This window comes from Janthinobacterium sp. GW821-FHT03C08, from assembly GCF_059420905.1.
Genome location: NZ_JBWKUP010000001.1, coordinates 131,848 through 144,093 on the forward strand (window position 1 = coordinate 131,848; position 12,246 = coordinate 144,093).

Annotated in this window: 10 protein-coding genes; 5 read left to right on the forward strand and 5 right to left on the reverse strand. The window is 66.1% G+C overall.

The window, feature by feature from the left end; all coding sequences use genetic code 11:
• Positions 1 to 43 precede the first annotated feature (43 nt).
• From AC07VL_RS00595 to AC07VL_RS00615, 5 genes are all read left to right on the forward strand, one after another.
• Positions 44 to 2,077, forward strand: a complete 2,034-nt coding sequence (locus tag AC07VL_RS00595) for a TonB-dependent receptor (protein WP_494804143.1) — start codon at positions 44 to 46, stop codon at positions 2,075 to 2,077.
• A 105-nt stretch (positions 2,078 to 2,182) separates the two neighbouring features.
• Entirely contained in the window at positions 2,183 to 2,917 is a 735-nt protein-coding gene (locus AC07VL_RS00600; RefSeq protein WP_494804144.1) for a 2OG-Fe dioxygenase family protein, read from the forward strand.
• Positions 2,918 to 3,060: 143 nt separating this feature from the next.
• Positions 3,061 to 4,422, forward strand: coding sequence for a hybrid sensor histidine kinase/response regulator (locus AC07VL_RS00605; protein WP_494804145.1), 1,362 nt, complete (start codon positions 3,061 to 3,063; stop codon positions 4,420 to 4,422).
• Between the two features lie 125 nt (positions 4,423 to 4,547).
• A complete protein-coding gene (locus AC07VL_RS00610) occupies positions 4,548 to 5,192 on the forward strand; it encodes an efflux RND transporter permease subunit (protein ID WP_494804146.1) in 645 nt (214 codons plus the stop codon).
• A gap of 131 nt (positions 5,193 to 5,323) precedes the next feature.
• On the forward strand, positions 5,324 to 6,298 hold the full coding sequence (locus AC07VL_RS00615; protein WP_494804147.1) for a hypothetical protein: 975 nt from the start codon (positions 5,324 to 5,326) through the stop codon (positions 6,296 to 6,298).
• A 52-nt stretch (positions 6,299 to 6,350) separates the two neighbouring features.
• Here the strand turns inward: AC07VL_RS00615 and AC07VL_RS00620 are convergent, their stop codons facing one another.
• From AC07VL_RS00620 to AC07VL_RS00640, 5 genes are all read right to left on the reverse strand, one after another.
• Entirely contained in the window at positions 6,351 to 7,091 is a 741-nt protein-coding gene (locus AC07VL_RS00620) for a hypothetical protein (protein WP_494804148.1), read from the reverse strand.
• Positions 7,092 to 7,173: 82 nt separating this feature from the next.
• On the reverse strand, positions 7,174 to 8,565 hold the full coding sequence (locus AC07VL_RS00625; protein WP_494804149.1) for an efflux transporter outer membrane subunit: 1,392 nt from the start codon (positions 8,563 to 8,565) through the stop codon (positions 7,174 to 7,176).
• On the reverse strand, positions 8,562 to 9,767 hold the full coding sequence (locus AC07VL_RS00630; RefSeq protein ID WP_494804150.1) for an HlyD family secretion protein: 1,206 nt from the start codon (positions 9,765 to 9,767) through the stop codon (positions 8,562 to 8,564). Before AC07VL_RS00630 ends, AC07VL_RS00625 begins: the two co-directional genes overlap by 4 nt.
• Positions 9,754 to 11,448, reverse strand: a complete 1,695-nt coding sequence (locus tag AC07VL_RS00635) for an MFS transporter (RefSeq protein WP_494804151.1) — start codon at positions 11,446 to 11,448, stop codon at positions 9,754 to 9,756. Before AC07VL_RS00635 ends, AC07VL_RS00630 begins: the two co-directional genes overlap by 14 nt.
• Before the next feature lie 148 nt (positions 11,449 to 11,596).
• Positions 11,597 to 12,217, reverse strand: coding sequence for a helix-turn-helix transcriptional regulator (locus tag AC07VL_RS00640; protein WP_494804152.1), 621 nt, complete (start codon positions 12,215 to 12,217; stop codon positions 11,597 to 11,599).
• Between the last annotated feature and the right edge of the window lie 29 nt (positions 12,218 to 12,246).

Genomic DNA, 12,246 nt, shown 5'->3' on the forward strand with positions numbered 1-12,246 from the left:
AGGCAGCCCGCCGCGGGCCGCGCCACGCCATCTCCACAGAACCATGACGCCACGCCATCTCCCCCTCCTCCTTGCCGCCCTGTTTTCCCCCGCCGCCCACGCCGACGACATCTTCCAGCGCGTGCTGGTCGACGGTTCGCGCCTGAACCAGCTGGGCGTGGCCGATTCGGCCAACGCGGGCAGCGTCACGCAAAAGCAGCTCGACGCGCGTACCAGCTACCGGCCCGGCGAACTGCTCGAAGCCGTGCCGGGGCTGATCGCCAGCCAGCATAGCGGCGAGGGCAAGGCCAACCAGTTCTACCTGCGCGGCTTCAACCTCGACCACGGCACGGACTTGCGCACCACCGTCGATGAAATGCCCGTGAACCAGCGCAGCCATGGCCATGGGCAGGGCTGGACGGACCTGAACTTCCTGATCCCCGAACTGGCCATGCGCCTCGATTACAAAAAGGGGCCGTATTCGGCGGCGCAAGGCGATTTTTCCTCGGCGGGCGCGGCCTCCGTCGTCTACGCGAACCGCTTGACGCAAGGCATCGCCAGCGTGGGCATCGGGCAAAACGGCTTTCGCCGCGCCCTGCTGGCCGACTCGCCCGAAGTGGGCGACGGCAGCCTGCTGTACGCCCTCGAAGCGCAGCACAACGACGGCCCGTTCACGCAGCCGGACCGCTACCACAAGCTCAATGGCGTGCTGCGCTACAGCGAAGGCTATGCCAACAACGGCTACAACGTCACGGCCATGGCGTACGACGCCAGCTGGAACGCCACCGACCAGATTCCGCTGCGCGCCGTGCACGATGGTAGCTTGGGCCGCTTCGACGCCATCGATGCCAGCGACGGCGGCAAGGCGCAGCGCTACAGCCTGTCCGGTGCCTGGCGCCAGACGACGGACGACCTATCGTCCAGGGTCAGCGCGTACGTGATCGCCAACCGCCTGGCCCTGTTCTCGAATTTTACGTATGCGATGGAGGACCCCGGCAACGGCGACCAGTTCGCCCAGCCCGACCGGCGCGTGACGGCCGGCCTGGACGCCAGCCATACCTGGCACCGCCACACGGAGCGGGGCAGCAGCGACACCACCATCGGCCTGCAGTTGCAGAACGACAACATCCACAATGGCCTGTACAACACGCGCCAGCGGCAGGTCCTGTCGACCACGCGGCAAGACCATATCGTCGAAAGCAGTATCGGCGTGTATGGCGAAAACAGCACGCGCTGGTCACGCTGGCTGCGCACCGTGGCCGGCCTGCGCGCGGACGCCTACCGCTTTGACGTGCGCAGCGACCGCGCCGCCAATTCCGGCACGGCCAGCGACCATTTGCTCAGTCCCAGCCTGAGCGTGATCGCCGGCCCGTGGCGCGACACGGAAGCGTATGTCAACCTTGGCAATGGTTTTCACAGCAACGACGCGCGCGGCACGACGATCACGGTCGACCCGAAGACGGGCGAAGCGGCCGACAAGGTCACGCCCCTGGTGCGTTCGCGCGGCCTGGAACTGGGCTTGCGCAGCGCCGCCATCGCCGGCCTGCAAACGTCGCTGTCGCTGTACCGCCTGGACTTCGATTCCGAGCTGCTGTTCATCGGCGACGCCGGCGCCACCGAGGCGGGCCGCCCCAGCCGCCGCTACGGCATCGAGTTCTCCAGCTACTACAAGGCGGCCAGCTGGCTGTCGCTGGACCTGGACCTGGCGTATGCGCGGGCACGCTCGCGCGGCAGCGACCCGGCGGGCAACTACATCCCCGGCGCCGTCGAAGGCGTGGCCCAGCTGGCCCTGACGGTGACGCCGCCGGGATCGTGGTCGGGTTCCCTGCGCCTGCGCTACTTCGGTCCGCGCCCCCTGGTGGAAGACAACAGCGTGCGTTCCGCGGCCAGCGTTGGCCTGAACGGGCGCCTCGCCTACCAGGTCGACAAGACCTTGCGCGTGGCGCTGGAAGGCTACAACCTGGCCAACCGGCGCGACTCGGCCATCGATTACTACTATGCCTCGCGCCTGCCCGGCGAGGCGCAACCCGTCGACGATATCCACTTCCATCCGGTGGAGTCGCGCTCGCTGCGCCTGACCCTGGTAAAGAATTTTTAACTCAACAAGAATAATTCCTATCGGACGTAGCACAAGAGTTGCCGCGAAGTCGTAGAATGCCAGGCTGGATAAACTGATACCGGCCGCGTTGCGGCCCGCACCGCCATGAGCACTTCCGCACCGATCTTTACCGACCCGTCCCACGTCAAGGAAGCCTTGCGCGATGACGGCTATGCCGTCCTGCGTCCGCAGGACGTGGCCGCGCTGGCCGGCTGCCCGCTCGCCGCGCTGCGCGCGCTGGAAGGCAGCTGGGACACGCTTGCGCTGGACAACTACCTGAAGGATGGCGGCCGCTATCGCCGCCGGCGCCACTCGTGCTTCGTGCAGGATGGCGAGCGCCTGACGCAGACGGCGCACCGTCCCCACTGGCAGCCGGTCGAATACAACGCCCTGCACGGCGGCATGCACCGCCTGTTCGAGCCGATCGAGCCAGCCATCTTGGCGCAGGCGGCCTGGCAGCAGCTGATCCGCGCGCTGGGCGACGCCTGCTCCCAGGTCAAGGGGCAGCAGCCGTGGTTCATCGAGGCGCACCAGTTCCGCATCGACACCACGGACGGCATCGGCCGCCCCACGCCGGAAGGCGCGCACCGCGACGGCGTCGATTTCGTCGCCGTGCTGCTGATCGGGCGCGAGCAGATCAAGGGCGGCGAGACGCGCATCTTCGAAGCCGATGGCCCCAACGGCAAGCGTTTTACGCTCACCGAGCCATGGTCGCTGCTGCTGCTCGACGATGCGGCCGTGATCCATGAATCGACGCCGATCCAGCCTGTGGGCGAACATGGGCACCGCGACACGCTCGTGCTGACCTACCGGGCGGGGCAATTCCAGGGCGAAAATTGACAAGCGGCCACATCATTCCCTTGGGGCCAAAATAGTTACTTGGAAGTTACTTTTACAGACCTAAATCCGATATAGTCACATGATGTCGATATTGCGCGCCCACTGCGTCCAGCATCATATACCCTGAATTCTAGGAGAGGTCTGTGGACTCCAACAACCAAATCAAGCCGGATGAAATCGAGATCCTGATCGTCGAGGATAGTCCGACCCAGGCGGAACGCTTGCGCCGCCTGATCCAGTCCCTGCACTACAATGCGCGCGTGGCGGCCAACGGCCAGCTGGCCCTGGCCGCCATCCGCGAACGCAAGCCGCACCTGGTGCTGTCCGATATCGTCATGCCGGAAATGAATGGCTACGACCTGTGCCGCGCCATCAAGTCCGATCCGACCCTGCGCGACATTCCCGTGATCCTCGTCACCTCGCTCAACGACCCGAAGGACATCATCCGCGGCATCGAGTGCGGCGCCGACAATTTCATCCGCAAGCCGTACGCGGAAGACTACCTGCTCAACCGCATCAGCCACATGCTGATGAACCAGAAGCTGCGCAAGAACCAGAATGTCGAAATCGGCATCGCGCTGTACCTCGGCGACCAGAAGCACTTCATCAATGCGGAACGCCAGCAAATCCTCGACCTGCTGATCTCCACCTATGAACAGGCGGTGCAGGTCAACGGCGAACTGCAGGCGCGCGAACGCCAGGTGATCGAGCTGAACATGCGCCTGGCGCACCATGCGGCCGAACTGGAGACGATCAACCGCGAAATCGCCCTGAAAAACCTGGAACTGGCCGAAGCGAGCCGCATGAAATCGGCCTTCATCGCCAACATGTCGCACGAGCTGCGCACGCCGCTCAACGCCATCATTGGATTCACCGGCGCGCTGCTGATGAAACTGCCCGGTCCCCTGACGTCGGACCAGGACAAGCAGCTCAACACCATCCGTGCCAGCGCGCGCCACCTGCTCTCGCTGATCAACGACATCCTCGACGTGGCCAAGATCGAGGCGGGCAAGCTGACCCTGTCGATCGAACCCGTGCACTGCCAGGAACTGATGGCCGAAGTAGCCGACACCCTGCGTCCGCTGGCCCAGCAAAAGGGCCTGGCGCTGGAAATGGCGCTGGGAGAAGCGGACCAGCCGCCCGCCATCATCGACACGGACCGCCGCGCGCTGACGCAAATCCTCATCAACCTGCTCAACAACGCCATCAAGTTCACGGAACAGGGCACGGTGCGCATCAGCCTGGCCCAGCGCGAGGAAGATGGCGTGCAGGTGACGGAAATGAGCATCGCCGACAGCGGCGCCGGCATCAAGGAAGAGGACCAGGCCAAGCTGTTCCAGGCCTTCTCGCAACTCGATTCCACCTCCACGCGCCACGTGGAAGGGGCGGGACTGGGCCTGTACCTGTGCCAGAACCTGGCCAACGCCATCGGCGGCGCCCTGTTCTTCAACAGCGACTATGGCTCCGGCAGCACGTTTACCCTGGCCTTGCGCAGCAAGTCCTGAGGCCGAGCGCGCGCAACATGATTTTTTGACATCCTGGACGGATCGACACCGTAGTTCTACTGTATTGCACTGCACCATTTTTAGCGCTATAGTGGAACTGTCTCCTCCAATTCGTTCTCCGAACATTGGATTCAGCCCGCGCCGCAAGGTACGCGGGCTTTTTTTTGTCTGGTGGACATCGAACCCAAGCTGCTGCGCGGTGCGCCTTGCGGCCGGCGATGCTGATCGGCGTGCTGTGCATCTACTGCGTGCTGGTACTGCTGTTCAAGGACTTCATGCAGCCGATGACCATCCTGGCGGCCCTGCCGCTGTCGATCGGCGGCGCCTTCGTGGCCCTGCTGATCACTGGCAGCGCGCTGTCGATGCCGTCGATGATCGGCCTGATCATGCTGATGGGGATCGTCACGAAGAACTCGATCCTGCTGGTCGACTATGCGATCCTGGCGCGCCAGGCGGGCATGAACCGCTTCGACGCGCTGGTCGACGCCTGCCACAAGCGCAGCCGGCCGATCCTGATGACGACCATCGCCATGGGCGCCGGCATGATGCCGTTAGCGCTGGGCTGGGGCGCCGATCCCAGCTTCCGCTCGCCGATGGCCATCACCGTCATCGGCGGCCTGATCACCTCGACTTTACTCAGCCTGCTGGTGGTGCCGGCCGTCTTCACCTACATCGACGACCTGGAGCACCTGCTCAAGCGCGGCATGGCGAAACTGCGCCGACACAAGGCGCCGGCGCGGCGCGATGACGCGGTGGTGCTGGAAAAGTAAGCGCCACGGCAAACTGCAAAATCGCCCCCCGCGGGCAAGGAAGCGAAGGACCGGCCGGCAGGCCGCGCTCCCTCGCTTCCATCTATCTGGCATACTGCGCCCATTCTCCATGAACGCAATCTGCCCTGCCTATGAATTACCGCAACCCGCTCGCCCTGATACTGGCCTGTACCCTGCTCGGCGCCTGTTCGGACAAAACCGCTTCCGCCCCCGTGGCCGACACGGCAGCCGACGTGGCGGCCAGCGCCCCTGCGGCCGCTGACGACAGCGCCTCGGCAGACGCCGCCCCGCCGCCGTCCGCCACCGCGCCGAAGACGGAAGAGATGAACACGCCACAGGCGCGCGAACGCGAAGCGGGCATGATGCGCGCCGTCTTCGGCAAGGACTACCGCGGCGACAGCGACGATGCGCTGGCCGACCTGTCCGATCCGGACAATCACATCGACAAGCTCAGTTATGTCGTCAGCGCCGTCAGCCACAAGCTGCTGCCCGACGGCCGCGCCATCCTCGTGGCGAATGCGGAAACGGCCAATACGGAAGGCACGGCCGAATCGGCGCATGCTTCGTCGGGACTGCTGAATGTCTTTTTCCTGGCGCCCAAGGGCCAGCCGGGCGACGGCCAGTGGAAGGTTGAAAAACGGCTGGAAAACATCGCCGCCCTGGGTTCGTCGGGCCAGCTCGGAGAAATCCACTGGGTCACGCTGGGCGCGAACAAGCCGGGCCTGGCGATCCGCCACGGCTACACGGGCCAGGGTTACACGATCACGCAACTGGCGCTGTTCGAGGTCGGGGACGGCAAGGTCACTGCGCTCGACGGCGGCATCGACCTGTACTCGGACAATATGGGCGCCTGCACGCCGGAGATGGATGAATGCTGGATGGTTGAAGGAAACTGGCGCTTCGCCCGCGCGCGCGATGGCGGCGCCTACGACGACCTGCTGATCGATTTCAAGGGAGCGTCCGAAAAGATCAAGCTCGGTGCCACCGTCAAGCCGGACCAGGACCCGCCGCGCGTCGCCACGCCCTTGAACGGCCACGCACGCTATGCCTTCGATGGCAAGGGCTATAAGCTGGTCGAAGGAAAGAATCCCGTGCCGGGTATTTAATGGGGCCAGACCCTGGGGTCAGCCCCGCCGGGGCTGCCCCCACGCAAGCGAGCTACTTGCGCGCCGCCTCCAGGCGCGCCAGCAGCGGCGCATACATAGCCCGCGTATGGCTGCTCCAGCGGGCCATGGCGCTGTCGATATCCGCGCACAGGCGCTCGGCCAGCACCTTGTCGCCCTGCTGCAGCGCCCAGATCGCGTACTCGGCGCGACACTCGAAACTGCCATGGCGCGTCAGCGCATCGTCGAATTCCGCCTTGGCCTCCGCCTGGCGCCCGCTTTGCGCCAGCGCGCGCGCCGTCAGCAAGGAGACCATCTCGGGACGGAAATGGATGTCGCAGCGGCGGATGAATGCCAGGTGCGTCAGCGCTTCGGCGCCTCGTTCGCATTCCAGGTAGGCGCGCGCCGCACCGAGGCGGATTTCCAGGTCCGATGAAAACGCGCCCTGCAGACACGCTTCATACGTCGCCGCCGCCTCCTGCGGATTGCCCGCTTCCAGCTGCGCGCTGGCCAGGCGCATCTGGTTCTGCGCCGTCGGCGTGTATTCGAAGGCTGCTTTCGCCTCGCGCAGTTCGCGGTTCGGGTCCAGCACCTGCACGGCTACCGATGCCACCTTGCGCGCCCCTTGCGGCAGGCGCGAGTTGGGCAGGTAGATGGCGAAGAAATACACCACGCTGCCCAGCAGCGGGAACATGAATAAAATGAGCAGCCAGTACAGCTGCTGCCCGTTGCGCACCACGTGAACCGCAAAGAAAACTGCGATCAATATGTGGATGCCTATGCCAAAAATCGTCATGCCGCGACCTCGTTCGTTCGTGATGGGAGCAGCTGGCACCATGCCGCCGCTTTCCCAGGTGAGGATATTACACTGGCCGACGCTACGGCGCGCTGGCTTGCCAGCCGCCACCCATGGCGCGGTACAGGTCAACGGAGGAGACGAGGATGCGCGTCTTCAGCTGCAGCAGGCCCACGTCGGCGCTATACAGGGTGCGCTGTGCATCGAGTTCCTCCAGGTAGGAGGCATAGCCGTTGCGGTAGCGGTTATGCGCGATGCGCAGTGTTTCGGCCGCGGTGGCGCGGCGCGCGTCGTTTTCCACGGCTTGCTGCTGCAGGCGGTAGATGGCACCCAGGCTGTTTTCCGTTTCAGCGAAGGCATTGCGCACCACGTTTTCATATGCGTACGCGAGCTGGTCGCGCTGCGCGCCCGCTGCATCCGTCTGCGCCTGCACCCGGCCGCCATCGAACAGGGGGCCTGCCGCCAGTGCCGTCAACTGCCACAGGGCAGTGGGCGCATGCAGGAAATCCGTCAGGGTCGTGGCCTGGCCGCCGCCTGCCGCCGTCAGCTTGAACGAAGGCAGCAACTGGTCGCGCGTGGCCGCCAGGCTGGCATTGGCCGCCGCCAGGTTGCGTTCCGCGCGCGCGATGTCGGGCCGGCGGCGCAGCAGCTCCGACGGCAGTCCCGCCGGCACGGCCGGCGCGCTCAGCTGCGCCAGCGGTATGCCGCGCGCGATGGGCCCGGGATTGCCGCCCACAAGCACGGCCAGCGCGTTTTCCTGTTCGAAGATCTGCCGCTGCAACTGCGGCACCTGTTCGGCCGCCGCATGGTATTCCGACTGCGCCTGCAGCCATTCCAGGCGCGAGCTGTAACCCACCTCGAACTGCTTGCGCGCCAGCTCGCGCGACTGTTCGCGCAGCTGCAGGGTCGATTGTGTCAGCTCCAGCTGCGCATCGAGTCCGCGCAGATTCAGGTAGGCCGTGGCCACGCTGGCGGCAATCGACAGGGCCGCCGCATCGAGGCTGGCCTGCTCGGCGCGGTAGCTCTCGCCCGCCGCGTCGCTGAGTTTCGCCAGCCGGCCCCACACGTCGATTTCATAACTGGCCTGCAGCTCGGCCTGGAAGACATTCGTCACGTAGGGCACGCCGTTGTAGGCCAGGGTGCGCGTGCGCGTGGGCGAGCCGTCGAAAGACAGGTTCGGCGCGCGGTTGGCATCGGCCTGCGCCAGGCGTGCGCGGTACTCCTGCACGCGCGCGCGCGCCACGCGCAAGTCGCCATTGCGCGCCAGCGCCTCGCCCACCAGGTCGCTCAGCACCGGGTCGCCGAAAGCCTGCCACCACAGCTGCTCGACATGCGTGCCGCTGGAAGCGGCATCCGGCGCAGGCGCGCGCCAGCCGGACGGCAGCTGCAGGGTCGACGCCGGCTGCGGCGGGGCCTTGGCGGCGCAGCCTGCCAGCGCCAGCGCAGCGGCCATCAGCAAGTGGCGGCGTCTCATGGCTTGGCCTTCGCGGGCGTCTTCTTCGGCAGGGGCGGCGGCGGTGCGGGATTTTCCGCCGAATCATTCAGCACGGCGGAGGTATCGACGCTGACCACCACCGACATGCCCGGCACCAGGCGGCGCGCATTCGCCTGGCCCGGATCGATGCGGATGCGCACGGGGATGCGCTGGGCAATCTTGAGATAGTTGCCCGTCGCATTATCGGCCGGCAGCACGGAAAACTCGGAACCCGTGGCCGGCGAGATGCGCTCGACCTGGCCCGTCAGCACGGCGCCATCGAGGGCGTCGACGTGGAAGGTGGCGCTCTGCCCTTCCTGCACGCCATTCATCTGCGTTTCCTTGAAATTGGCGATCACCCACATCTGGCGCGGCACCAGCGCCATCAGCTGCGCGCCCGAATTCACGTAGGCGCCCTGGCGCACCGTCACCTGGCCCAATTGGCCATCGGACGGCGCCACGACGCGCGTGTTATCGAGGTCGATCTTCGCCGCCTTGACAGCCGCCTGCGCGTTCGCCACGGCCGCTTCCAGCGCCTGCTTGTTGACCACCACGGAATGCGCGCTTTGCTGGGCGATGTCGAGGTTGGCCCGCGCCTGCGCCAGCGCGGCGGCCATCTGCGCCTGCGCGGCGCGCGACTGGTCGTGCTCGCGCTGCGACAGGGAACCGTCAGCCACCAGCTGCTCCACCCGGTTCAAGTCGGCGCTGGCCTTGCGCGCCTGCGCTTCCGCATTCGCCAGCGCCGCCTGGCTGACGGCGATGCTGGCCTCGGCGCTGGCCTTCTGCTGCGCCCAGTTCGACAGCGCCGCCTGCTGCGCCGCCAGCTGGGCCTGCGCCTGCTCGTAGCGCTGCTGGTAAATGCGGTCGTCGATGCGCACCAGCAGCTGCCCTTCCTTGACGTCCATGAAATCCTGCACCGTCACTTCCACCACGTAGCCGGACAGCTGCGTGCCGATGATCGTCACCTGGCCCCGCACGGTGGCGTTTTCCGTCGTCACGATAGGGCTGGTAAACGGCGGCAGGCGCCACGCGTACAGCACGATCAGCACGCCCACCAGGGCCACGGCGGCAAAGGCCAGCGCGGACAGCCACTGGTGGCGGCGGTCCGGCTGCGGCGGCGTGGATGCCGGCGCAGGTGCCGGCGCGGATGGTGCTGCGGGGGCTGGCGTGGCGGCGGGAGGCGTGGTGTTATTGTCTGTCATTGCTCGGTTCCGAATTGGTAATGGGGACGATGGACATGGCCGTCTGGGCGTCGCGCACGGGGCCGACCAGGCGCCGCGCGCCGGTGGTGATGCGGGTCCAGAACTGGCTGACCAGCATCCACAGCAAGGTGGCGAGGGCGACGCCGGCGATCATCAGAAAAACATCGTTGTAGGCGAGGACATTGGCTTCGCGCGTGGCGATGGCACCCAGACGGGCCACGCCCTGGGCGCTGCGCTGCGCCGGGTCGGCCAGCACGCCGCCGTAGGCCGCCGCGCCCGACTGCGCGCGCGCGGCCACCTGCGGGTCGAGCATGGTGAGGTGCTCGACCAGGTAGCTGGAATGGTATTTTTCGCGCGCCGTCTGGATGGTGCCGACGATGGCCGAACCGAGCAGGCCACCCAGGTTCTGCGTCATGGTAAACATCACGGAAAAGCTCACCAGGTTGCGCGGTTCGGCAATCACGGCACCCATGCCGGCCACCATGGTGGGGCCGAGAAAATACGTGCCGCCGAAGGCCAGCAGGAACTGGCTGACGTACATGTTGACGGGGCGCGTCTGGCTGGTGGCGTGCGCGTCGATCAGGGCGCCGGCCGCGATCAGCAGCAGCGCGAACATCAGCGAGCGGTTCAGGGTCGCCGGGTTGATCGTCAGGGCGCTGACCACCAGGCCCGCCACGCTGCCCAACAGCACCACGATGAACAGGTTCTGCATCTGGTCCGTATTCAGGCCCAGCGCCTGCAAAAAGCCCACGGCGCCCGTCGATTCGGACAGCACGACGCGAAACAGCAGCACCGACAAAAACAGCTTGGCGATCTTGCCCGTGGTGAGCCAGCGCGTGTTGAGCAGCGGGCGCGCGCGGTTATGCTCGATCGCCAGCGCGGCGGCGATCAGCGCGATGGACGCGGCCAGGCAAACGCCCACCCATTCGGAATCCATCCACCACGCCGTGCGTCCCTGCGCCAGCACGGCGCACAGCAGGGCCATGCCGGGGGCGAACAGGATGAAGGTGAGGAAGTCGAGCGGCTCGAAGGTCTGCATGCGGTCGCCGGGCGGCAGTTTCAAGGCCAGCACGCAGCCCAGCGCCAGCAGGGCCAGCCCCAGTTCGAACAGGTACAGGCCGTGCCACTCGCCGATCTGCAGCAGTTCGGATGTGAAAATGCGCGCCAGGGGCAAGGCCAGCTGGGCAAAGCCCAGGCCCAGCACCACGCCCTTCAGGCGGTGCCTGGCGGGGAAGGCTTGCAAGGTGTAATACAGTCCCAGCACGCCCAGCGCGCCGCCCACCATGCCATGCGCGGCCCGCACGGCAATCGCCGACGACAGGCTGTTGGCATACAGGTGGGCAAACGTGACGAGCGCATACAGCACCAGGAACGCTTCCGTGAACAGGCGCAGGCCGAACTGCTGGCGGAATTTCACTAGCAGCAAATTCATGGACACGATGGTCATCACATAGGCGGCCGGCAGCCACTGCATCTGATAGGCATACGCGCCCAGCGAACCTTGCAGGTTCAGCAAGTTGGCCGTCACCAGGCCGTTGCCCAATCCCCCCGTCAGCGCGACGATCAGGCCGACGATGAAATACGCGACGCGCCTGGGCGTCGGGTGTTCAGGCATCGATGGCGACCCGGGCAAGGTCGGGCGTTCGCCCGGCCCCCAGGTCCGTGGTGTGTACTTGTCCATGCGGCAATCGCGATCTGGTTTGCTGAAACCGTTCTCTGCTGCTTTGCTGCTGTTAAGCAAACAGTTGCAAATGAACAGTTCTCATGCGCAGCATATCACCGCAGGAGGTTTTCAATGTTTACATTGTTGCGAGGCGTCGTCCAGCCGTTCACGTTCCCGGTTTCGCGGTACCGCTGCGCTCGCGCCTGCGCGAAAAGTAGCAGTCGGCCAGGTAGCGGATGACACAGGCGAACAGCGTCATTTGCAGGCTGGCCACGGCGAAGGCGCGCGGCGTTGCGCTGAAGCTGGCAAACAGCAGGGCCAGGGCGCCAAAGACAAAGCCGAATTGCACCGTGCGGCGGGCAGGCGTCGCCAGCGCAGGCTGCCCGGAAAAATACCAGTCCAGGCTCGCATACAGGGCGGCGGCAATGGCCAGCATGCATGCCAGCGGCATGACCACGGGCGGGAGCAAGCCCGAGGCGGACAACAGCGCGGCGCCCGCCGCCAGCAGGGCCAGCCAGGCGGCGGCGCGATGGCGCACGGAAGCGGCGCCAGAGAAGGCCGCCACCGGCACCGGGCTGTCTTGCGGCGCCGGTTCACGCAGCGACAATGCACGCACGTCGATGCCGAACACGGCGGCGAGCGCCATGCGCGTCTCATTGGATGCGCTGCCGTCGGCCTCGACCCGCTGTATCGTGCGCAGGCTCACGTCGGCGCTGGCCGCCAATTGCTCCTGCGACCAGGCGCGCTCCGTGCGCAGCCGCCGGACGGTGCTTGCATCAATTTTCATGTCGTCATCCATGGTAAGGCTCCAAGAGA